This window comes from Kordiimonas aquimaris, assembly GCF_025574485.1.
GTDB lineage: Bacteria > Pseudomonadota > Alphaproteobacteria > Sphingomonadales > Kordiimonadaceae > Kordiimonas > Kordiimonas aquimaris.
Genome location: NZ_JAOBPO010000002.1, coordinates 178,571 through 201,945 on the forward strand (window position 1 = coordinate 178,571; position 23,375 = coordinate 201,945).

General features: G+C 49.0%; 21 protein-coding genes and 1 tRNA gene. 11 read left to right on the forward strand and 11 right to left on the reverse strand.

The window, feature by feature from the left end; genetic code table 11:
- Positions 1-122 precede the first annotated feature (122 nt).
- Complete coding sequence (locus OEU88_RS06565; protein WP_262694338.1) at positions 123-1,487, forward strand: methyl-accepting chemotaxis protein; 1,365 nt, start codon at positions 123-125, stop codon at positions 1,485-1,487.
- Here OEU88_RS06565 and OEU88_RS06570 read toward each other — a convergent pair.
- Both OEU88_RS06570 and OEU88_RS06575 read right to left on the reverse strand, forming a co-directional pair.
- On the reverse strand, positions 1,484-2,701 hold the full coding sequence (locus OEU88_RS06570) for an NAD(P)/FAD-dependent oxidoreductase (RefSeq protein WP_262694339.1): 1,218 nt from the start codon (positions 2,699-2,701) through the stop codon (positions 1,484-1,486). The genes OEU88_RS06565 and OEU88_RS06570 overlap by 4 nt on opposite strands.
- 84 nt (positions 2,702-2,785) lie before the next feature.
- Positions 2,786-3,271: a gamma-glutamylcyclotransferase family protein gene (locus OEU88_RS06575; protein WP_262694340.1), complete on the reverse strand. Its 486-nt coding sequence runs from the start codon at positions 3,269-3,271 to the stop codon at positions 2,786-2,788.
- A 191-nt stretch (positions 3,272-3,462) separates the two neighbouring features.
- Between OEU88_RS06575 and OEU88_RS06580 the strand changes: the two genes are divergently transcribed.
- The 4 genes from OEU88_RS06580 (at position 3,463) to arsH (ending at position 8,837) form a co-directional block, all read left to right on the forward strand.
- The gene (locus tag OEU88_RS06580) at positions 3,463-3,816 is read left to right on the forward strand and encodes a YciI family protein (RefSeq protein WP_262694341.1); all 354 of its coding nucleotides are present in this window, start codon (positions 3,463-3,465) and stop codon (positions 3,814-3,816) included.
- A gap of 6 nt (positions 3,817-3,822) precedes the next feature.
- Complete coding sequence (locus tag OEU88_RS06585; RefSeq protein WP_262694342.1) at positions 3,823-5,253, forward strand: RNA polymerase sigma factor; 1,431 nt, start codon at positions 3,823-3,825, stop codon at positions 5,251-5,253.
- 127 nt (positions 5,254-5,380) lie between these two features.
- Complete coding sequence (locus OEU88_RS06590) at positions 5,381-7,957, forward strand: beta strand repeat-containing protein (RefSeq protein WP_262694343.1); 2,577 nt, start codon at positions 5,381-5,383, stop codon at positions 7,955-7,957.
- Positions 7,958-8,120: 163 nt separating this feature from the next.
- Positions 8,121-8,837: an arsenical resistance protein ArsH gene (gene arsH, locus OEU88_RS06595; protein WP_262694344.1), complete on the forward strand. Its 717-nt coding sequence runs from the start codon at positions 8,121-8,123 to the stop codon at positions 8,835-8,837.
- A gap of 295 nt (positions 8,838-9,132) precedes the next feature.
- On the opposite strand, the gene OEU88_RS06600 is transcribed toward arsH, so the two are convergent.
- Together OEU88_RS06600 and OEU88_RS06605 are read right to left on the reverse strand one after the other, a co-directional pair.
- The gene (locus OEU88_RS06600; RefSeq protein WP_262694345.1) at positions 9,133-9,354 is read right to left on the reverse strand and encodes a hypothetical protein; all 222 of its coding nucleotides are present in this window, start codon (positions 9,352-9,354) and stop codon (positions 9,133-9,135) included.
- 57 nt (positions 9,355-9,411) lie between these two features.
- A complete protein-coding gene (locus tag OEU88_RS06605; RefSeq protein WP_262694346.1) occupies positions 9,412-9,642 on the reverse strand; it encodes a hypothetical protein in 231 nt (76 codons plus the stop codon).
- Positions 9,643-9,751: 109 nt separating this feature from the next.
- On the opposite strand from OEU88_RS06605, the gene OEU88_RS06610 reads away from it, so the two are divergent.
- The 4 genes from OEU88_RS06610 (at position 9,752) to OEU88_RS06625 (ending at position 12,486) form a co-directional block, all read left to right on the forward strand.
- Positions 9,752-10,627: a LysR family transcriptional regulator gene (locus OEU88_RS06610; RefSeq protein ID WP_262694347.1), complete on the forward strand. Its 876-nt coding sequence runs from the start codon at positions 9,752-9,754 to the stop codon at positions 10,625-10,627.
- Positions 10,628-10,882: 255 nt separating this feature from the next.
- The gene (locus OEU88_RS06615; RefSeq protein WP_262694348.1) at positions 10,883-11,167 is read left to right on the forward strand and encodes a hypothetical protein; all 285 of its coding nucleotides are present in this window, start codon (positions 10,883-10,885) and stop codon (positions 11,165-11,167) included.
- A gap of 113 nt (positions 11,168-11,280) precedes the next feature.
- Entirely contained in the window at positions 11,281-11,529 is a 249-nt protein-coding gene (locus OEU88_RS06620; protein ID WP_262694349.1) for a hypothetical protein, read from the forward strand.
- Positions 11,530-11,679: 150 nt separating this feature from the next.
- On the forward strand, positions 11,680-12,486 hold the full coding sequence (locus tag OEU88_RS06625) for an alpha/beta hydrolase (RefSeq protein WP_262694350.1): 807 nt from the start codon (positions 11,680-11,682) through the stop codon (positions 12,484-12,486).
- Between the two features lie 76 nt (positions 12,487-12,562).
- Here the strand turns inward: OEU88_RS06625 and typA are convergent, their stop codons facing one another.
- From typA to OEU88_RS06660, 7 genes are all read right to left on the reverse strand, one after another.
- Entirely contained in the window at positions 12,563-14,398 is a 1,836-nt protein-coding gene (typA, locus tag OEU88_RS06630) for a translational GTPase TypA (protein ID WP_262694351.1), read from the reverse strand.
- Positions 14,399-14,861: 463 nt separating this feature from the next.
- On the reverse strand, positions 14,862-15,620 hold the full coding sequence (locus tag OEU88_RS06635) for a hypothetical protein (protein WP_262694352.1): 759 nt from the start codon (positions 15,618-15,620) through the stop codon (positions 14,862-14,864).
- Positions 15,621-15,726: 106 nt separating this feature from the next.
- Positions 15,727-16,485: a hypothetical protein gene (locus OEU88_RS06640; RefSeq protein ID WP_262694353.1), complete on the reverse strand. Its 759-nt coding sequence runs from the start codon at positions 16,483-16,485 to the stop codon at positions 15,727-15,729.
- A 119-nt stretch (positions 16,486-16,604) separates the two neighbouring features.
- Entirely contained in the window at positions 16,605-16,967 is a 363-nt protein-coding gene (locus tag OEU88_RS06645; protein ID WP_262694354.1) for a VOC family protein, read from the reverse strand.
- Positions 16,968-17,300: 333 nt separating this feature from the next.
- The gene (locus OEU88_RS06650; RefSeq protein WP_262694355.1) at positions 17,301-18,419 is read right to left on the reverse strand and encodes a glycosyltransferase family 4 protein; all 1,119 of its coding nucleotides are present in this window, start codon (positions 18,417-18,419) and stop codon (positions 17,301-17,303) included.
- 2 nt (positions 18,420-18,421) lie between these two features.
- The gene (locus OEU88_RS06655) at positions 18,422-19,393 is read right to left on the reverse strand and encodes a UDP-2,3-diacylglucosamine diphosphatase (RefSeq protein ID WP_262694356.1); all 972 of its coding nucleotides are present in this window, start codon (positions 19,391-19,393) and stop codon (positions 18,422-18,424) included.
- Positions 19,394-19,844: 451 nt separating this feature from the next.
- Positions 19,845-20,771, reverse strand: coding sequence for an N-formylglutamate amidohydrolase (locus OEU88_RS06660; protein ID WP_262694357.1), 927 nt, complete (start codon positions 20,769-20,771; stop codon positions 19,845-19,847).
- 163 nt (positions 20,772-20,934) lie between these two features.
- On the opposite strand from OEU88_RS06660, the gene OEU88_RS06665 reads away from it, so the two are divergent.
- Both OEU88_RS06665 and OEU88_RS06670 read left to right on the forward strand, forming a co-directional pair.
- Complete coding sequence (locus tag OEU88_RS06665; protein ID WP_262694358.1) at positions 20,935-23,166, forward strand: xanthine dehydrogenase family protein molybdopterin-binding subunit; 2,232 nt, start codon at positions 20,935-20,937, stop codon at positions 23,164-23,166.
- A 131-nt stretch (positions 23,167-23,297) separates the two neighbouring features.
- Positions 23,298-23,373: transfer RNA gene (locus OEU88_RS06670), tRNA-Val, on the forward strand.
- Positions 23,374-23,375: the final 2 nt, after the last annotated feature.

Below are 23,375 nucleotides of genomic sequence, written 5' to 3' on the forward strand. Positions count from 1 at the left end.
AGTTAACGAATTCTCTGCAAAATGGCGTCAACCATATGAAGCTTCACAGTATTTACAAATGCTGCGGGCATGGTGGGCATTAACAATTTATATGAAAATACCTTTGTTTTGAGGCGAGCTGGATGATCAATTTTTTGCGTAATTTTAAAGTGAATGTGCGTATTTGGGCGCTTACAGTACTGTCTTTGTTGGGTACTCTTTTCATTGTATGGCAGTTTAGTTCACTCATTCAGGAGTTGAATGAAGGGGCTGTTTCAGCAAGTGAAGCTGAAGCGCACCAAACCACTGTTTACTGGTACACTGGCATTTTGTTTATTCTGATTGTTACGTTGTCTGTTGCTATTATATCCAGTGTTATGAGGCCGCTGCGCCGCCTGCAGGATGAATTGGTTGCTTTGTCTAAAGGTCAATACACCAACCCTGTTACGGATATGGATCACGGTGACGGCATTGCTGCGATGGCACGTGCTGCAGAGTTTTTACGGCAGAATTCTCTGGAAACCGAGAAGTTGCGTGAAGAAGCAGAATCTGCGCGGCTTGTGCGCGAAGAAGAAGAGCATGCTGCAGAAGAAGAACGAAGGCAGGCTGATGTAAAGCGTATTGATGATGAACGCATGCAGGCTGAACATAATGCGGCAGAGCGTCAGCGCATGCAGCTTGAACTGGCTGGAACATTTGAAACTGAAATTTCGGGCGTTATTGAAGTGTTGTCTGGTTCGGTTGCTGAACTGCAAATGGCTGCGGAAACAGTGACAGACGCTATAGCGCAAACAGGCCTTGAGGTTAACGCGGCTGCATCAGCTACAGATGCAACAGGGCAGGACATGGTTTCAGTTGCTGAGGCAACACAAGGCCTGACCGATGCCATCGGTGAAATTCGAATGCAGGTCGAAAGCGCAAACACAACAACGATGAACGCCATGGATGTTGCCAAAGAAGCCGGAGACCGCGTTAATTCTTTGTCTGATGCGTCTGGCCGCATTGCAGAGGTGATCACGTTGATCAATGAAATTGCCGAGCAAACAAACTTGCTTGCGCTTAACGCCACTATTGAGGCTGCGCGTGCAGGCGATGCAGGCAAGGGTTTTGCTGTTGTGGCAAGCGAAGTTAAGTCTCTGGCTAACCAAACAGCTCGCGCGACTCAAGAGATTGAAGAGCAAGTGGGTGCCATGCAGAAAGCAACGCAAGACACAGTGGGTGCGGTTGATTCTATCCGCGGTGCTATCAATCAGGTGAGTGAGATCTCAGGTATGATTGCGGCAGCCGTTGTACAGCAGGAAGCGTCCACAGGCGAGATTAGCCGCAGTGTCCAGAATGCAAGCCAAGGTACTGCAAACCTGGGCCAGAATGTTGGCCGTGTTCAGGAAATGTCTGAACGCAGTGCAGGTGCGGCAACCGTTGTGGGTGAAGCCTCAGGTGGTTTGTCTGAGCAAGCAGGTGTGTTGGAAACAGCAGTTAACCGTTTCCTTGAACGCTTGCGCAGCTAATAACGTTTAACTTCAGTAAAATCACGATCAGGGCGATACGGGCCAAGACGTTCTATTGTTTCGCCGGTTAACAGTTCGTGTGCGACAAGCTGGCCTACAATCGGTGCCAGCGACACGCCGCTGTGCATAACCGCTGTATATACGTCCGGCTGTTTCGGTGCCACACCTATAACGGGGTGCCCGTCAATCGGTAATGGCCTCCAGCCTATGTAAACATTCTCGATTTCGGCAGTTGCTATTGCAGGAACAAATTGTTCAGCAACTGCGAGCATGCGCGCAGCATGTTCTTCACCGAAAGCGCGCGTTGGGAATGCATTGGGTCTGCTGGCAAGGCGCATAGCGTGTGCTTGGTTTTGTGGTGCACCGTCTTGCTCGCCGAGCACAACGCGACCATCTTCGCGTTGATGCATGTGCACCCCGGGTGCCGCAATAATTCGGTTGATAATCCGGGCCATGGGTTTGGTAATAGCGATCACACCTGGTGTGGACCGTTGCGGCAAATCAGTGCCGGTAAATTGACCCATCATGTAGGGTGCCGCACCAGTTGCCAGCACCAACTTGTCTGTGCGTATTGCACCTTGGCTTGTTGTCACCTCTTTTAGCTCACCTGCTAAGTATGATGCTGCAGTGAGCTTGCTGGGGAATATCAGATTTGCGCCCATTGCTTTGGCTGCATTAAGCATAGCATGCGTTGCAGCAACGGGGTCTACTGCGGCATCGTTGCCAGAATAAGCGGCTTTTGTGCTGTCAAATACGAGGCCCGGTTCCAGTTTGGCAACTTCAGCCGCATCAATCATACGGGCTGGTTCACCCCACGCGATTTGCTCATCTATCTGGGCTGTAAGCTTTTGCTGTCGCGTGTTACCGTCAAACCATTCCAGTGAACCGGTTTGCCTGAGCGGAATATTAAGCTCTTGGCTTAATATTTGCCAATTAGAAACACCCTCCTGATTGAGGGCGTGGTAAGCGCGAGGCTGTTTTGCCCATGTGGCGTTAATCCATGCGAACGTACCGCGACTGGCGTGGCTTGCTGGTCCTTCAGAGTCTATAACGGTGACGGATGCGCCAGCTTTAGCTAGGTGATATGCGATGGATGCACCGACAATGCCCGCGCCTGCTACGACAACACGCATGCCTGCAGCATTTGCAATTGGAGCAATCATGCTGGTTGCTGCAGCGGCTCCCATCAGCTTTAGTAAAAGACGACGGTCCATGCTTTAACTCCCCTTGTCACGTGTTCTCCCCCTATCACGCACAACAACAATAGCGCGTAATACCAAAAGGAGCCAGAGGGTTGCTTAAGCCACGCGCTCTTCAGACTGAGGCAGAAAGCGCTGAATGTGCGTTCTGTACCATGCAGGAAAGCCATAGCTTTTTGCTGCTTCCAGAATTTTCTCTACATAACCGGGCCGCGGGGCGGCGTTCTCGACCTCCGGCATAATATAGGTCAGGCTTGCAACGACCTTGCCGCCGCGTGTCTGTACCAAAACAGGCTCTGGTACATATCCTGCCAAACCTACGCTGGACGTATGGCTTTCATAAACCTGCTTTAATTCTGTATGGGTGAGGTTTGCGAGAATGCCGTATACAATACCGTCACCGGAATCTACTAAAGTGGCTGAGCTACCAATGATTAACTCATAACCGCTTATTTGAGCTGGCGCGAATGCGCGCCGCTTTATCCCAAGTGATTGCATGACGTCCGAGCTCATTAGCGCACCGTAAAAGAAAACCTGTATTTTTCGCTCAACCATGATCGCCTGTATCCAGATATATGAAGGCATTGTGCCTGCAGCTGCGTAAGTTTACAGGCAAAAGGGTTAGTAAATGGTAACCAAGCTTTTCTTGACCTATGCTTCAAGTCTGTTTTGAGATGGTAATGTCAAAAAACTGTCTGCTTGTTCGACACTAGGTCATGCAGGCAGAAAATAACGTGCTGCATATGCAACCATATAAACCGCGAAGGGGAACTAAAATGAACACATATGCATTATTGCTTAATCATGCACCGGACAGATACGATGGTTTAACAGAAGATGACTATATGGATATCATCAAAGATTATGTCGCATGGGTCGAGAAACTGTCAGCTGAAGGCACGTATGTTGGCGGAGAGAAATTAGCGGATGGACCAGGTAAAACTCTTACCAAAACTGACACTGGCATTGAAGTGCATGATGCGCCCATGGCTGAACTGGCTGAAGTATTGGGTGGCTTTATGCTGATTAAAGCTGCGGATTATGCAAGCGCGGTAGCTATAGCGAAAACATGTCCACACATGGTGCACAACAGCACGCTGGAAATCCGCGAAGTGCAGCCGACTGATTGAGTTGATGTGACCGAACATGACAACATAAAAGATGCTAATAACAGCACGATAGCTGGGGAAAGCGGTGCGGATGGTGTTAATGCTGCCGCGCCGCAAGCAGCGCCCTCTAAAGTGATTGCGCATGAACTTGTTGGCGCGCAACTTGAGCGCATGGCCCGTACACAACGCCGGCGGCTTGTTGCTGACCTTGTGACTAAACTTGGTGTTAAGCGGCTTGAGATGGCAGAGGACGTAGTTCAGGACGCTGTCATTGCCGCTATGCAGTCATGGCCATTTAAGGGCATGCCGGATAGCCCTGCGGCATGGTTAAACCGGGTTGCACGCAATAAGGCATACGATCGTCTGCGCCGTGAGGGGCGCGAACAGTCCATCACCAATGATGATGAAAGCGAACATGACCCTCGCCAGCACGATGATGCGGTTATGTCGCAAGTGGCAGACCATATGCACGGCCAGTTTTATGGTGCGCAGGTTAATGACCCTGAACTGAAACTGATTTTTCTTTGCTGCCACGACAGCCTTGTTGAAGAAGACAGGCTGATGCTGACCCTGAAAGTGGTGAGTGGTTTTACCGCCCGTGATATTGCCGCTGTGTTTCTGAAAAAAGAAGCTGCTGTGGGTCAACGTTTAGCAAGGGCAAAACGCAAGCTACGCGCACTTGATGGTGAAGGCACAAGCCATGACTTGAACGATCTTAGCCGTTTTGCAGTGCAGGCGCGGTTGAATACAGTGTTGAAGGTCATTTATTTGATGTTTGCGCTGGGGTATGCGCCGCGGCGCGGTGAAGCTCTTATACAGCAGGACGTTGCGCTGGAGGCCTTGCGTCTTGCTGAAGTGCTGGCTGGTGCGCGCGAGACGGTGCAGCCTGCGGTGCACGCACTAGCAGCACTACTGAATTTGCAGGCATCACGGTTTGCGGCGCGTACAGGGCCAGATACCGCCAATAATGATATGAGTGGTAGACTTGTGCTACTGCGTGATCAGAACAGGGCGCTATGGGACACTGAGTTGATCAAGCGCGGCATGGTGCATCTGGCAATGGCGCAGGCGGGTGATGCGCTTTCGCGTTACCACCTTGAGGCAGGCATAGCTGCTGCACATGCAACAGCGAAACATTTCGGCGAAACAGACTGGACCGGTATTTGTGCGCTTTATGTCCGGCTTGAAGCCATGACTAATTCACCTGTTGTAGCTGTGAATGCATGCGTAGCACAAGCATTTGCTGGCACACCCGAAAAAGCATTTCTGAAGCTTGAAGCGCTGGCAGGCGCGGAACGATTGTCCGATTACGCGCCTTATCACATTGCACGCGGTGAATTGCTACGCATGCTGTCACGCCCCATTGACGCTGCAGAAAGTTTTCAAGCTGCAATAGTTTGCGCAGCATCCGCACCGGTTATTGCTCACCTCCAGGACCGATTGGCATCCTGCGTTTGAATGAGTGATCAAATTTTGCAAGTAGTTACAATTGTTATTTGACGTTTAATCAATGGCTTGCCATAGACCTAAGTGTACTATTTCTAGTTACAATTGTATATCAAGTACATATTTTGGGGGCTATTTCATGCTTATTGAAGGCACTAACGAACCGGATGATATTCTAGGTACATCTGGCAACGATACAATCAATAGTTTTTCTGGCGCTGACACAGTTTTTGGTGATCAAGGCGATGACGAGATTAGCGGCGGCGAAGGCGCGGACATTCTCGACGGTGGCACCGGAAATGATTCCATATTTGGTAATGAAGGTGATGACTTTCTGCTCGGCGGCGAAGGCGATGACTTCCTTGTTGGCGGGGATGGTAATGATGTGCTGGACCTCGGTGCAAGCGGAGATGGTTTATTAACAACAGATCAAGCGCGCGGGGGTGCCGGAGATGATCTGTTGATCGGTGGCTCAGGTGGTCCGAAGTTGCTAACTGGCGGCGCAGGCAATGACACGCTCGATGGTTCGCAGGGTGGAAATGATCAGATCGATTATTTCGATGTTGGGTTTGGTGTTGATGGTGGTTCCGTTCAACTACCCGGTGATGTAACAGGTGTTTTTGTTGACCTTGCTAGCGGCGTAACAGTTGATGATGGTGAAGGTGGTACGGACACGCTGATTGGCATCGAAAATGTTGGCGGTTCATTCTTTAATGATGTGATTATTGGTGACGCGGGAAATAATGCGTTATTTGGCAATGCAGGCGATGACTTTATCGACGGCGGCGCTGGTGCAGATATTGTTTTCGGAGATGACGGTAACGACACACTGATTGGTGGTGGTGGTTCCGATTTCTTTCTGGGTGGTTCAGGCGCTGATGTTTTCATCATTCCAAATTTTGAAAATGATTTCGTCAACATCGGTGACTTCAATGTTGCAGACGGTGACGTGCTGGACCTTAGTCAAACCACACTTGGTCTTACCGACCTAGACGCTATTTTGGCGCTTGTAATTGATTTTGGCAGTGGCATTGATATTCCAATCGGTGATTTCAGCGGCAACCTTGGTATTCAAGGTTTGACTATTGATGGGTTGATTGCTGCAGATGCGAATGGCCAGATCATCTACGGTACGGCTCCTGTTGGTGTCCAGCTGGTTGGAACACCTGACGCAGACGTTCTTACTGGCACGGTTAATGATGACACAATCGACGGCCTCGGCGGTGATGACGAATTAAACGGTAACGCTGGTGATGATATTCTGAACGGCGGAGAAGGTAATGATTTTGTCTCTGGTGGTGCCGGTGATGATGCTTTGTTTGGCGGTGAAGGTGATGACACGCTTGTTGGCGGTGACGGTAATGACACGCTCGATTTGGGCACAAGTACTGATAACAGAGCAGTCAGAGATGAGGCGTTCGGTGGTGCAGGCGATGACATACTAATTACTGGTGTTGGTGGCCCTGTATCTCTGTTTGGTGGTGCCGGCAATGACACACTCGATGGTTCGCAAGGGGCTGAAGATACAGCGAATTATTCTTTCGTCGGGCGCGGCTTTGATGGTGGCCCAGTGCAGGAAGAGGGTGATACAATTGGTGTGGATGTTAATCTGTCTGCTGGTGTTGCTTTTGATGACGGTGAAGGTGGTGCCGATGTGCTTATTGGCATTGAAAATGTATTTGGTTCCGACTTTGACGACACCCTTATCGGCGATGCAGGGGACAACAATTTTTCAGGCCTCAACGGCAACGATTTCATCGATGGCGGCGCAGGCAGCAACCAGTTGGGTGGTGGTGAAGGTGATGATACGCTTGTTGGTTCAGGCACAGACTCTCTTACCGGCGGTGCTGGTGCTGATACTTTTGTTACGACAAGTGGTGATGCTGACAGGACTATCATCTTTGACTTATCTCTAGCTGACGGCGACGTGTTGGACCTCAGTTCCAACTTGTTTGGCGCTTCAGATCTGCCTTCCTTGCTGCAGTTTGCAAGTGAAGTGGCCGCCGGTGTTCGCATTGACTTTGGCGATCAGTTGATTGGTCTGATTGGGTTAACGTTTGATGATTTGATAGCTTTGGATAATAGCGGTTTGATCATTTACGGGGCGGTCATTGCTGGTGAAAATATCCGTGGCGGCAATGCCAGCGATAATATTACAGGCGGCCTCGGAGATGACACCCTTTCGGGTGGCAACGGCAATGATACGGTGGCTGGTGACTTTGGCGCGGATCAAATATCAGGTGGTAACGGTAACGACCAACTGTTTGGTGACGGCGGGGCTGACATTGTGAACGGCGGTAATGGTGCTGATGTTATTGCTGGCGATGCCGGCGATGATACGCTGAACGGTGGTAACGGAAACGATACGTTGAACGGCGGTGAAGGTGATGACATCATCATTGCTGGTAATGGCGTGGATATTATTACAGGCGGAGCAGGTAACGATACGCTAACCGGTAATAATGGGTCCGATACTTTCGCTTTTGGCAGCGGTGCCGGTAATGACACAATCACAGATTTTTCTGCCAGAAGTGATACGCTCGATCTTTCGCAAACAGATATTGATTTTGTTGATACTGCGTCTGTAGTGGCAGCATCCAGTGAAACAACAATTGATGGTGCGGATGGTCTTCTGATCGACCTTGGTGCAGGTAACAGTGTGTTCCTGATCAATACTGATTTTGATGACCTGACGCGTGCTGATATCATCTTCTAAACGGATCGCATGTTTCGGTTGCGTTAAATAATAAAATGAGGCTGTGTCGTTGGGCGCAGCCTTTTTCTTTGCGCTAAAAAAAGAGTTTTGGATGTGGTGTGGTAGACAGATGTGATTAAGCCCTTATATATGCAAATCACTGCATTGAAACAGGGCGTGCGATATGAGCGAACATGATGACCTACCGAACGTAAATACAGATGCATTGCATGTGCCGGTGGTGGCTAATTTTACTGCAAATCTGCCGACCCATCCGCCTAAAATTCTATTATTATACGGCAGCTTGCGTGAGCGATCATTCAGTCGCCTTGTTGTGGAAGAAAGCGCGCGTATTCTTGAGGTTATGGGCGCTGAAGTGCGGATTTATGATCCGTCGGGCCTGCCGCTGCCGGACGATGCAGACGAGAGCCACCCCAAAGTGCAAGAGCTGCGTGACCTGATGGCATGGTCTGAGGGGCAGGTCTGGTGCTCGCCAGAGCGGCACGGCACCATGACCGGCATCATGAAAGCGCAAATAGACTGGGTGCCACTGTCCATCGGTGCGGTGCGACCAACACAAGGCAAAACGCTGGCGGTGATGCAGGTGTGCGGTGGGTCACAGTCGTTTAACGTAGTGAACCAGATGCGCCAGCTGGGCCGCTGGATGCGGATGATTACCATCCCGAACCAGTCCTCTGTTGCGAGGGCATTTCTGGAATTTGACGATAACGATCGCATGAAGCCATCTGGCTATTACAACCGGATCGTTGATGTGCTGGAGGAACTGATGAAGTTCACGTTGCTGACACGCGGCAACGCAGACTATCTGGTGGACCGCTACTCAGAGCGAGTTGAAAGCGCCGAAGCCCTGATGAAGCGGGTTAATCAGCGTGATATTTAGGGGCGACCACATCACGGTTGGGTTGGTATACAAGAGGCAGGGCTGTTCTTTATGCACAGCTCATGTCCGCACATTGGTACGAACATGAGTGTGCTGTTGGTTAGGTGATCCGCCTAATGACTCGGCTGCTGTCAGCGGCACTGGCAGGCAAGTTGGCATGTATCTAGCTCTCAAGAGAGGGGGCTCTCTTCATGGGGATATATTCTCCTAGACGGTTCACCTAGCTGTGTTGCCCTTTACTGGGTAATTCCTGATTACTTGGCTATTTGACGCCATCGGTATGATATATTTTTTGCTATCTTCCGCGGCGTGCAAACTTCCGTGCTTGCTTTTTGGATTTCACCCGACCTGGCATATCATAGCCTGAGCAATCATCTTTCTGATTATGATTGAGGCTGTATTCTTTGTCATAATCGCCGTAATCGTAATCGTAATCGTCGTAATCCAGCCCTTCATAGTCATTATAATTGGCGTGGTATTTATGCGCTGTGTACTGACGGTGATTCAGTGATGCCATTTTTATCTCCTGTTCAGACATCGTGGTTCAAGTTGTTGATGCAGTGCATCAGTTTGCTTATTTCGTATTCTTCAATTTTGTTTCAAGCGAGGTATATGCGCGCATGAATTCCATGCTTTGATCGTTTTGCCCCTGCCATTTACAGACGGCGGATAAAACCCTGAGGCGCTCCATAATATCTGAAGGCTTTTTAGCTTTTGCATAATGCTGCCGTGCACGTGATGCTTTCCAGTAATGTGCTTTGTTCAACCAGTTTTCCGATACATCCGGTATTTGAATTACATCCATCACCTGCCTCCTGCTTATGTTCTGATTATGAGTATAAGAGAAACTTTAAGTGTATAAAGAGAATATAATATGACATTATTATCGAATATATAAATAGATGGAGGTTGAAATGGATATTGTGCATATCAGAACCTTTCTGGCAGTGGCCGAGGCTGGCAGTTTTTTAGGTGCCTCGGAAATCGTGCATGTTACGCAATCAACTGTAAGCGTGCGCATCCGTACGCTGGAAGACCGCTTGGGGGCGTACCTGTTCGAGCGCGGGAAAAACGGCGCAATGCTGACACCAAGCGGCGTTCAGTTTCTGCGTCATGCGTCTGCGATGGTACGGATGTGGGATCAGGCGCGTATGGATGTTGGTATTTCGACAGGTCACGAGTCTGTTTTGCGGGTCGGTGGGCAGGTCAGCCTGTGGGATGGTTATTTGATCCCGTGGCTTGGTTGGATGCGCCGCAACGCGCCAGATGTTGCCCTGCGCGCAGAGATGGGACATGCCCTTGCGCTGACACAGCAGCTTGTGGATGGCTCGCTTGACTTTGCCGTTATGTACCGCCCGCAATATCGTCCGGGATTTGCCGCAGAAAAGATTTTTGAAGAGGAGGTTATTCTTGTAACGACAGAACCGGACAAGAAAGACGTGTTTGATGAAAGCTATGTTCTGTCTTATTGGGGGCCGGAATTTCAGGCTGACCATGCCCTCAGCTTCCCAGAGATGACATCGCCCGCCCTTTCGATGGACCTTGGTACACGCGGTATCGAATATCTGTTTTTGAATGGTGGGTCATGTTATATCCCGCGCAGGGTGGTGGACAAGCATTTGCAGGCAGAGCGCCTGTGGCAGGTGCCCGGCACACCGGTGTTCCGGTACCCCGCCTATGTGATGTTTTCGGAGTCTATTGAGGAAGACCTTGTTTCATCCGTTATGACCGGGTTGAAGGTCTGTGTGGTTACATCCTCAACCTCGAGCCGGCAATCAAGCGAACGCTGACCGCGCGGGCGGCGGGCTGATCTTTTTTTCGTGTTGTGTATGCCAGTTTCATGTGCATGTGGCTGTGTCATTTTATCTCCCCATTTTCTTATTCCATAAGAACTTGGGCGTATTATAGGCACACCTGAAAATTGGTATAGCGATATTAAATCATGGTTGTTATGCAATAATTAAATAGATATTGCGCAAACATATCGCTTTAGTTTCGACTTTGAAAAAGGATACTGAAGACTGACCTTATTGAAGGAGAGTCTGATGAAGTTTAAAGCAATAGCTTTTGCCGCTTCCTGCCTGCTTGTTGCGCCGGGTGCTATGGCATCCAGTTTAATGAACATGGATACCGTTGATTATGAAATTATTGTCATTGTCGGCGAAACCACCAGCACCATAACGATTAAAGCGGGGCAGATGATTGATGATATCTGCGACAATTGTATTATACAAATTGCAGGCGATGACAGTTCTGTTTTCGATGTTTATGTCAATGAGAGTGTCGCGATCAGGCAGGGAAAATTCTTTCTTCCCGATGAAGAAGAATAAATAAAACAGCGCCCCTTATTTGGTGATTGTTCTGCGGAGCGGGTAAAACGCACCGTGGCCTGATGAGCTGTGTGAACCAGCGCAGCCTTTAGCGTGCTGCTGTCAAGGAAGGTATGCGCGATCATTTCCGGCTTGTGCCACCGCAACACGTAGGTGCATACTGCCTTCGTAATAAGGGGCAGCGCATGATTATTGATGGCATCGAATACGAGGATGAACCGAGTTACACAGACATCAAAACCGGCAAGCCTGTTTATTACGCCAAACATGTACCTGATTTGTTGCGTGGTGCGGGCATGGGCGTTTATGCAAAACGCGGTGTCTGCTATTCTCATTTTCTTCGGTCTGCTCGCCATTCGTAACTATTTCAAACTGGGGTAGCCGCACCATAACGGTTTAATCACGCTATTGCCGCTTCGTCGCACAATACCCTCTATTCATAGTTTGCTGCTTTTTTGAATAAAGAAATTACCTAATATGCCTTTCATGGGAAATAAAGGGGAATACCACTCATGAAAAATTTATTGTTACTGGTTGCATGTGTTGCAGTGAGCATTGGCTCTGTGGCTGGGCAGGCGCAGGACGATGCGAATACTGAAGTGTCGCTGGTGGGCACAACGGCCCACGCCTTTACATCTGATATTATGGGTGAGGACATTACCATCGCAGTGTCTATTCCGTTTGGTTACAACCAAAGCGAGGATGCGTTTCCGCTGATGCTGGCGCTGGACGGTAACGTGATGTTTGGCATGACAAGCGAAGTGCCGCGCCTGATGTCATTTGAAGGTAGTGCGCCGCCCATGGTGGTGGCCAGTATCTTTTATGGCGATTTCCAGAAATGGATCGCTGGTCGTGCGCGCGATTTTCATTCCAAAGACGGCGGTGCAGAAAAGTTCCTGGCGGCACTCAGGCAGGAAATCCTGCCGTTTATTGCAGCCAATTACCGGATAAAAGACGATGATAAAGCGCTGTATGGTCACTCGAGCGGTGGCTTGTTCGCGGCATTTGTAGCGGCAGAGGCCCCTACATTATTCCAGCGAATTCTGGCCAGCAGCCCATCATTGGAGGAAGAGCCCGCGTGGGCACCGACATTGCTCGCGAAAATGCGAGCAAACACAGCAGGCCTGCCGCGTATCTATTTTTCAGTTGATAAATCGGAGGTGGCTATGCAGGCCGCGATTGCACCGTTTGATACGTTGTTGTCTGGCGATGCAACACAGGGGCGCTACCGATATGATGTGATTGATCAGGGTGGTCATATGGCGGTTATCCCGAACGCATACGGTAAAGGCCTGCGCTGGTTATACGCTGCACCCTAGTGCCTGAATATAAGACAATAAAAACGCCCCGACTGCATAACAAACGGGGCGTTTTTCTATGTTTATTTAAGCAGCCTTAACCTTCAACAGTGCGGCTTGCTTTTTTGCGCTCATGCGGCAGCAGATAGCGCTTGCGCAAGCGGATGTTTTCAGGTGTTACCTCAACCAGTTCGTCATCGTTGATGTACGCCAGTGCTTCTTCAAGCGGCAGAATTTTCGGCGTCGTCATCTTGATAGCATCATCCTTACCGGATGCACGCATATTGGTAAGCTGTTTGGCTTTCTGTACGTTTACATCCAGATCATTATCGCGGCTGTTTTCACCGATGATCATGCCTTCATATACGTCAACACCGTGATTGATCATGATGGTGCCGCGCTCTTGCAGATAAAACAGCGCATATTGAACAGCCTTGCCGCTTGCGGTTGCTACGAGCACACCGCGCTGGCGTGCACGGATTGGACCTTTGTAAGCATCGTAACGGTCGTAAGCGCGGGCCATGATGCCCGTGCCGCGTGTGTCTGTTAAAAATTCGCCGTGATAGCCGATAAGGCCGCGCGCAGGCGCATCAAACGTCAGGCGAACCTTGCCACCACCAGATGGTACCATGCCTTTAAGTTCGGCTTTACGCAGTGACATTTTTTCAACCACTGAACCTTGATACTGTTCGTCTACATCGATTTGAACGGTCTCGTAAGGCTCAAGGCGCTTGCAGTTTTCATCCTGTTTGAACAGAACGCGGGGGCGGCTAATCGCCAATTCAAAACCTTCGCGGCGCATTGTTTCAATAAGCACACCAAGCTGTAGCTCACCGCGGCCAGCAACCTCGAATGCGTCTTTGCTTGAAGACTCTGTTACCTCAATGGCAACGTTGCCTTCCGCTTCGCGCATCAAGCGGTCACGGATAACGCGGCTGGTTACATGTTTGCCTTCGCGGCCCGCAAGCGGGCTGTCGTTTACCATGAAGGTCATGGCAAGTGTTGGCGGATCAACCGGTATGGCGTGTAACGCTTCGGTTACCTCTGGCACCGCGATGGTGTCTGCAACGGTTGCTTCCGTAAGGCCTGCGATGGCGACAATGTCGCCAGCTTCTGCTTCTTCAACCGGTACACGGTCTAACCCGCGGAACGCGAGCAATTTGGAAATACGGCCTGTTTCAATGACCTTGCCATCACGTGCGAGGGCATGAATAGGCGAGCCGACTTTGATTTTGCCTGTTTCGATACGGCCTGTCAGAATACGGCCAACGAAATTGTCACGGTCCAGCAGGCTAATTAGCATAGAAAATGGCTTGTCGATGTTACCGTCTGTTACCACTTTGGGTGATGGTACATGCTCGATGATTTTCTCGAACAACGGGTGCAGGTTTTCCCGCGGGCCGTCCAGCTCATCATCACACCAACCGTCACGGCCAGAGGCATACATCACCGGAAAATCCAGCTGATCGTCGTTGGCGTCAAGGTTTACGAACAAGTCGAAGCATGCATCGGTAGCAGCGTCTGGGTCACCGTCTGGCTTGTCTACTTTGTTCACCACAACAATTGGACGCAGACCAAGTGCAAGCGCCTTCATGGTCACAAATTTAGTTTGTGGCATTGGGCCTTCTGCGGCGTCCACCAAAAGCACAACACCGTCCACCATTGAGAGGATGCGTTCAACCTCGCCGCCGAAATCGGCGTGACCAGGTGTGTCTACGATGTTAACGCGCGTGTCGTTCCACATAACAGACGTACATTTTGCGAGAATGGTAATGCCGCGTTCTTTTTCAAGATCGCCGCTGTCCATCGCGCGTTCGTCCATGCGCTGGTTATCGCGCAGCATGCCTGACTGTTTGAACAGGTTATCCACCAGTGTGGTTTTGCCGTGGTCAACGTGTGCGATGATCGCAATATTGCGAATTTTCTTCGTCATGATGGTGCTTCCAATTTACCAAGGCGCTTTTACACAAATGCATATGGGAGCGCGTTTGGCTCAAATATAAAAAGAGGCTGCATGCGCGGTTTTCGCTGCACGGCCCCTTTTCCTCAAACTCGCGCGCCTTATACGGGGGATTACCCGTTGCGGCAAGCGAAAAGGGGATTCTAGAGGGGCAGCCCTCTTTGTGATGTTTACATGAAGGATACGAGTGCCGTGTTCTGCTCATATTCAGGGCGGTATTTGGGGAGAAATATCCGTAACTTCACTAATGAGAAAACCACCACAACGGCAATGTTATTGAGGAAAAATGAATGATGGATGTCATGCGCGGCTGTTACAAAATCGTTGGTAGCTGTTAACCGATAATAAGCCGGAATGTAGTGTTGAAACGAGTTAAGTGTGTAATATTAGTTTTTAATAAAGACAGCTCAGACTGCGAACCAATGAAGTCCAAAGGTTATTGGTTTAGGCACGACATAATTCTGGCACGGAATTGAGCAAGAAATTCCGGTTCATATTTTGCCATATGTTGTGATGCTTCAATATAAACAGGTAATCTTTTATACTCTATTGTTGATACATGCTTATTGAATGATCGTTTTGTGTCCCCTTTCAGTTTGAAACCGAAATCAACTGCAAGCACAGCGTCCACTTGTCTGGATAACAGCATCGATAACAAACGGTTATGATCTGCACTTCCTTGTACCCAGTTGTAACCTTCTGCGCGCAATTTGGCCTCGAATGTTGATCCTTTGTATGCAGTAACAAGCGATTTTTGTTTGAAAGATATGCTCTGTGTGTCCGTGGCGTCTGATTTGCGCTGGTACCAGAAGAATTTTACCTCCCCAACAGGCCCGATCATGCGTGCCTGCCTTTCAGGGTCATCTGATTTGCCTGCAGGAAACCAAAATGTGTGCTTCATCTTATTGACCACGGCTTGCGCACGTGAAAGCGGTGCAAAGGCAAAGTCATAATTGAACGGCAAGTGTGTGTTCGCACATGCCAGAGTTTCTGGCACTTTACCTTCGGCGACACTGTTTGCGTCGAAGCGGGAAAACGTTGTGTCTCCGTGCGAGAAAATTGTGATGTCAGGCGCATCTGCCGTGTTTGTGGTATCAGCAAATGCTGCGGTAAATGCAAGGTTGCTTGCTGAGATGAAATACAAAGCCAGCAGGATTACAGTAGTTTTTATAATGGATTTTTGATTTTTTTTCACAACTTGGTGCCACGTTATTTGACCCCAATTTAAATATTATGTTGAAATAGTTAACAAGCTCTAACCAATAGATACGATGTCCAATTTTATCAGGGAACCGAGGTAGCTATTTGCCCAAGCAGGTATGGATTGTGCTATCTAATATGTTAACAAATTGAGGTTCATTCTTGTACATGTACCGCGAAACCTGAATGCTAACTTTTACGCTTTTGTCTAGGGTTCTGCGGGTGTGTTTTTCAAAAAGAATTTGCGTATCCTTATTCAGCGCACGATGGAAATCGACCGCAAGCATGGCATCAACCCTGTTGGTCATTAACATATAGATAAGGCGGTTATAGTCTGCGCTTCCGCTCACCCAATTATATCCACTTTCTTGCAGTTCTTCTGCAAATGTAGATTTTGTATAGGCAGTGACACGTGCTTTGGTTTTGAATTCTTCTGAATGTGGATCAAGCGTGCTTGACTTCAATTGATACCAATATGAATTCAGGTCACCTACGGGGCCAATGAGGCGTCTCATTCGTTCTGGGTCCCCTTGATGTGTCGATGGGAACCAGAGAATATGCTCTTGTGCATTAATGAGATTCCGAGAGCGGGAGAGCGGTGCGATAACAAATTCATATGTGAATTGCATTTTGTTTGCTGCACAGTGCATTAGCTCAGGGACAATACCCTGTGCTGGTTTGTTTTCTGGAAATTGTGCAAAGAAAGTGTCGCGGTGCGTGTAGATTTTAAGGTGTGGTACGCTTGCATTGCGTTCAGTGTGTGCACCGTCTTGCGCTGTTGCAGTATCATTTAAATAAGCAGTACATAAGGCCAGTAATGCTATGCTTATATTTAGAGCTCTTTTTTGAAGTTTTATCATAGAGCTGATACCGCAAAATATGTTTCCATAGAGTATGTTATACGCAAATAATTAATAAAGTCTTTTTAGTAAGTTTGTTTGCCTTATTTGTGATGTTTTGCCTGTGCCTATTAAGCGTTTTACTCGGAAAAACATATTTTGTTTTTATCCAGGTCTCTCACATATGCAGAAAAACGAGGCCCTCGTTGATTTGGCTCGCCTTCACAGACACCGCCCAATTCTATAGCCTTTTTATGAAGTCTTTTCACTTCTTCGACAGAGCCAACACCAAAACCAACCATTGTTCCATTTCCATTAGTTGCAGGTTCCTGATTAAAAGGGATTGCTACTGCAAATGCAGAATCTTTATCTTCGCCCTGCCAGAAGGCCATTCTGTCAGTTGATAAAACCTGATTAAATTCTGTTTTTTCGAAAAGTAAATCATAGAATTTAATTGAAGCGTCCATGTTGTTTGTTCCAAGAACGGCATAGTTTATTTTCATAATTTAATATCTCATAAGGTTGACGGAATAATAGACGAAACTTCGCGCATTCGCTGATCAAAACGATAACTATCTTCAGCATTTTTCTAGTGCTGTTTTCATCTGATTATCTAGCACGGCTAACTGCCGAAATATGTCAGTAGTGTTTGTAAAACCTGACGCAGACAATTGCCTGCGCTTGGCAAAATAAGGAGAGTGTCTAGTTAGGGCCTTCACCTGCTTGTGCAGCGCCCTCTCTCTGAGCTTGCCGCAAACCCGCCGTTCAATTGGGGGTAAGGTGTGGCATGCCTAAAAGCGTTGTTCGTTTGCTCTTGGTACTATTTCGGTATGCTTTCACGCCTGTACTTGCAGCGCGCCAAGGAACTGTTGACTGACTGTTTTCCAGTTATAATAGTGAGCGAAATCACGACACGCGGCACGATCAATTTTCAATGCTTCCTCAATCGCGACAGACAGGTCTTTGTCGAGCCCAGCAATTGGCGTTGACCAATTCGCGAAATGTTTCGTTTGAGGGCCTTGACCAGTTGGACCAAGCACATCTACCGGACCTTGCACCGGATATGCTGCCACAGGGGTGCCTGCAGCCAATGCTTCAATCATAACCAAGCCAAAGGTGTCTGTTTTCGAAGGGAATACAAATACATCGGCATCCGCGTATAATTGTGCCAGTTCAGTGCCAAATTTGGCGCCCAAAAAGTCGACATCTGGGTGAGCAGCTTTCAATTTATTAAATGCCGGACCGTCACCAACAACTACCTTGGTGCCATGTGTTTTACAAGTAAGGAAGGCCTCGATATTTTTTTCGACTGCAACACGACCCACGTATAGCAAGGTTGGTTTATTTTGTGTTGATCTGGTTGTGTTGGGTTTAAAGCTTCTTGGCCGAAACAGGCTGGTATCAACACCGCGTGTCCACGGCATTAGGTTTGCAAAGCCGCGTTTGTGCAGCATGTTGCTGACTGTTGGTGTAGCAACCAGAACGCCAGCACTTCGGCTGTGGAAGTGTCGGAAAATCGGGTAAAATATGTTTGCTGACAATCTGGTGCGCGCTTCAATGTATTCAGGAAATGCAGTGTGGTATGCCGTCGTGAATGATACATTATTTCGGACACACCACCGCCGTGCGGCCCACCCTAATGGCCCTTCTGTTGCAATGTGAATGGCGTCAGGCTTAAATTTACGCAAAAACGCAGACATGCGAAACATGGTGTTGATGGCAAGGCGTATCTCTGGATATGTCGGGCAAGCTATGGTCTTGAAGCGGTTTGGCGTAATCATTAACACGCGGTGTCCTTCAGTGCGTAGTTCACGGCGCAAGCTATCAAGAGTGCGTACCACGCCGTTTACCTGCGGGTGCCACGCGTCTGTTATCAGGCAAATTCTTAGCTTCTTGTCCTTTGGGCTTATCGTAGTGCTTTTAAGATTGTCTGCAAAACTGTGTGAATGGATCATGATTATTCTGCCGCTATGGGAATAGGGGGAGTTGAAGCTTCTTTTTTGCGTTTCTTGGGTTTACGTATTTTTTGTCTTTTGGTGGATAACGGGTTTTGATTTTCATGGCGTGCGGCAATTTCATCTGCCCAGTGCAATATCTCGAATTTGCCGTTGCTGTGTTCCACCAGCGCGGTGCAGCTTTCGACCCAGTCGCCATCATTCATATATTTGACGCCGTCAAAATCCCGGCATTCAGCGTGATGAATATGACCGCATATAACGCCGTCAACACCACGGCGTTTGGCTTCATATGCAACGGCTTCCTCAAACTTTCCTATGTATTCAACGGCATTCTTAACCTTGTGTTTCAGGTATGCTGAAAGTGACCAATAGTCATAGCCGAGGAGCCGGCGTATACCGTTTAAGGAGGTGTTTAACCGCAACAGTAAACCATAGGCACGATCACCAATATGGGCGAGCCATCTGGCGTATTTCACAACACCGTCAAATTGATCACCGTGTAACACCCAATAACGTTTGCCATCTGCGCTTTCATAAATGACCTCATGTGCCAACGAGACACCAGCAAGGTCATGCCCTTCAAACCCGCGCAAACCTTCATCATGGTTGCCCGGCACATAGACGATTTTTACGCCGTGTTTCGCCATTTTCAGAATGCGCCGAATAACGTCGTTGTGGGTCGTGTCCCAGTACCATGAGCGTTTTATTTGCCATCCGTCGATTATGTCACCAACAAGATACAATTGCTCGCAGTGTATGGTTTTAAGGAAATCCAGCAGCAAATCCACACGCGCAGCTTTGGTGCCTAAATGTGTATCGGATATAAACACACTGCGGTAAGTGTAATTTTTATCTTGTTTTGAGGTATGGTTTCCTGTGTGGGTGTCTGTGTCATTGTCTGATATGAACGCCTCCAAAATATCGTCATTTACGGGAATATCTTTTTGTAAAGCGCGGGAAAGCATGGTCATCGCGGTATGTACCTTTGCCGGGTTATGTCCCAAGTGTTGATCGAATGATTTCGACTTCTAGGCGATGTCTTGTTGGCGGCGACCATGGCGCTGCCCTGTGACAACTCTGTGTAGTCTGCATGAAGGTTTTTTGAAAAAACCGTTTAACGCGATTCGCACATCTTCAGGCTGTGCTGAAGCATTAATCGAGCAAAGGTGTTGATTTTCAATTGAAATTTTTATCGCGTAAACGCAACAATATTACCTATTTAAATCATAAGTTTAGCCGTAGATAACTATTCTGTCATACAATCGTTATCTGCGTAGCCCTTGGCAAAAGCACTTCTCGGTTTTATCTTAGTACTGATGGTTAAGTCCATCGATGCCCTCCGTGGGCGTTTCCTCCCTGAGCCTGGGCCACGCGAAAGCGTGGCCTCTTTTTTTATAAACTCATTTAATGTCGGGATTGCAGCTATTCAGCTGCGAGTGGTGGATTTTTAGCTTGTGGTTCGGTTGCGTCTATGAGCGCGCTAGCGACTGTGGTGATCCGTGTGCGGACTTCATTAAAGTGTGGCTGCTTTTCCACGCGTTTTTCATCCATATAGATGCTGCGATTAATTTCTATCTGCAGTGCGTTGCAGTTATTCTTGGGGTTGCCATAGTGACGTGTGGCATAACCACCTGCGTAAGGTATGTTGCGTCTAACGTTGAATCCGGCCTCGAAAAATAGTTTTTCTGCAAGGCTTGTGAGTTCGCGGTTACAGCTGGTGCCCCAGCAATCACCCAGGATAATGTCAGGTTGTGGCTGTCCGCGCCTGTGTAGCTCTGGCCCTGAGGGCATTGAATGGCAATCAAATAAAATAGATGTTCCGTACGTCTTGATTTGGCTCATCAGCAGGTCAGCTAATTTGGCATGATAAGGTTTGTAAACGGCATCCAATCGTTTGAACGCCTCACGTGCAGCTAGCTTGTTTTCGTATATGGGCATGTTTTCGCCGATGATACGCGGAATAACACCAAGTCCCGCGCTGACACGGTTGTTAATGTCAACAGGGGTATCGCCCAAACCATCTTTAAACATGGAAGGGTCCAGTTCGTCGACGCTGCGGTTTAAGTCAACATAGGCTCGCGCATGTGTTGCAACCAGCATTGCGGCACCCATTTGGGAAACCGGCTCAAACAGATCGTCAACAAACGCATCTTCGGACAAGCGTAGATCTTGAGGCGAAAGTTTCGATGCTCTGTGAAAACTTTCCGGATAAAAGCGACCACTGTGCGGTACCGCAAATACAACAGGTGCACGATTTTTCAGTGGTAAGCGCAGCACGTATGCGTCAGGTGCGTCCGCGTCTTTGTGGGCCGCCTTTGTGGTCAGGCTTGTGTCTTGTTCCCTGTTCATGAGCGCACGCTAACGGCTTTTTATGCTGCTGTCACCGGTGAATTATGCGTTGAAGCGCCTTCTGTTTGCGACCAGTGGTCCTGACGTGTGTAGAAGCGGAGGTTATACTCTAACAAAAATAAGCAAAGTTATGTGACGACGGAACATTCATGAGGGGAAGGTGATGCGTTTCAATCCAACAAGAAGAGCGTTTTTATCATATGGCCTGGCAGGCGGTGCACTTATTGTCGGTGCGCCGGTAGCTGCGCTCGCGCGGTCAATGGATGATACTGATGCGAACGATGATAACAGTATCTCTCCGCTTATTCAGATTAATGCTGACAATACCATGGTGTTTTTCAGCCCGTCCCCGGATATGGGGCAAGGCGTGGATACATCGCTTGCCATGTTGTTTGCAGAAGAACTTGATGCTGACTTTGATCAGGTCAAGTCCAAGCCGCTTCCCTTAATGTTAAGGCGAACAGCAGATGGCGGTATGGCATGGGGTGTGGTGCCGCAGGGTGCGGGTGGCTCAACCAGTATTTCTGACAATTGGACATTATTGCGCAATGCTGGTGCCACTGCGCGGCAATTGCTGTTGCAGGCCGGTGCGAAGCATTTTGGTACAGATGTGGCTAACCTGCGGACAGAAAAATCCTTTGTTGTTAGCCCTACCGGTGGCCGCGTTTCATACGGCAGCCTTGTACGTAAGGCAGCGAAGGAAACACTGCCAGATGGTTTTGAGCCAGACCTTAAGGCGCGTAGCGATTGGTCGTTGATAGGGACTTCGGAAAAAAACAAAGTGGTGCATGACATTGTAACAGGCAAACCACTTTACGGCATGGATATGGATTATCCCGGAGCCAAGACGGCCATGGTGGAACGTTGTCCTTATTTGGATGGATATGTCGAGAATGTGGACGATGCTGCAGCGCGTGCATTGCCTGGTGTAATCGATATCATCGTTATGGACAGACCCTCGCTTGACGGTAATTACACATATCTAGCGGGCGGTGTAGCTGTGATTGCTGAAGATGTGTGGACCGCTAAAAAAGCACGCGCACTATTGAATATAACCTGGAACAAAGGTCCGTATACTGATGAAAGTAGTGAGAGTTTGGCTGCGCAGTGCGACGAGTTGCTGAAAGGTGAAGGCCAGATTGTTCGCAGTGACGGCGACTATGCTGCTGCTGTTTCTAGTGCTGACAAAGTGATCACACGCACATACAAATTGCCATTGGTTTCTCATGCACAGCTTGAGCCACAAAACTGCATTGCGCATATCCGCGAAGATAGTGCAACGGTGATCGGTCCTTTCCAAAGTCCGTCTGGTGCATCGCGGATGACCAACGGCATCACTGGTATTGATAGACTGAAGATAGACGTGCGCTATACGCGCCTTGGCGGTGGTTTTGGCCGCAGGCTTACCAGCGATCATGTGGGCGAGGCGGTAACAATTGCCAAAGCATCGGGCCTTCCCATTCGTCTTGTCTGGACACGTGAAGATGATTTGGCACATGATTTTTACCGCCCGATGGGACACCATGAAATGACGGCTGCCTTTGATGCTGACGGCAATCTGACCGCATGGGCACAGCGCCTTGCCGGCACACCGAAACATTACCGCCGCGGCAGACCGGAGAATGAATTGTTTGATGCGGACTTGTATGTGGATGATTTCCCTGCGGGTCGTGTCGACAACATGAAGATGGAATACTTTGTTGCCAAGTCTGGCGCGCCGCAGGGCAGTTGGCGCGCACCTGCGCACACGGCCAATGCGTTTGTTATTCAAAGCTTCATTGACGAGATTGCTGATGAGTTGGGTGAAGACCCGCTTGCACTGCGCCTGCGGTTACTTGGTGCGCCTGAAGAGCTGCCATACGGCCAGCATGGTAGCGATGTGTATGACACGGGCCGTATGGCTGGCGTGTTAACGCTTGCTGCCGAAAAAGCAAACTGGGGTAAGGCGATGCCGGATGGCTGGGCACAAGGCATCGCGGGCCACTTTACCTTTGGTGGTTACTGCGCTCATGTTGTGGAAGTGCAGCTATTATCGGATGGTACATTTAAAGTGCACAAAGTAACGGGTGCCATTGATGTGGGCACGGTAGTGAACCGTGCTGGTGTTATTGCTCAGATGGAAGGCGGCATTAACGATGGCCTCAGCGCCTGCATGAGGCAAGAGGTTCGCATCGAGGGTGGACAGATGGTGAATGATAACTTTGATAGTTACATCATGATGCGCATGGCAGATGCACCGCCTGTGATCGAGACACATTTGGTGGACAGCACCAAAGATCCTGTGGGCATGGGTGAAATGTCATTGCCGCCGATGGCACCAGCTGTGATGAACGCTGTGGTAAGAGCGGGTGGCACCCGCAAACGATCACAACCATTCATGAAAGATAGCGCTTAACATATGGCGGTTAATCCATGCGGATAAACGACTTTCCACTTGCGCCCGAAATGGCAGCGTTGTAAACAGCCGTCTGTTCGGGACCAACCTCGAACAATGCGTTATCCAATAACGCAACTCTTGAAATGGACGGTCGGTTAGCTCAGTTGGTAGAGCGCGTCGTTGACATCGACGAGGTCGCTGGTTCGAGCCCAGTACCGACCACCATT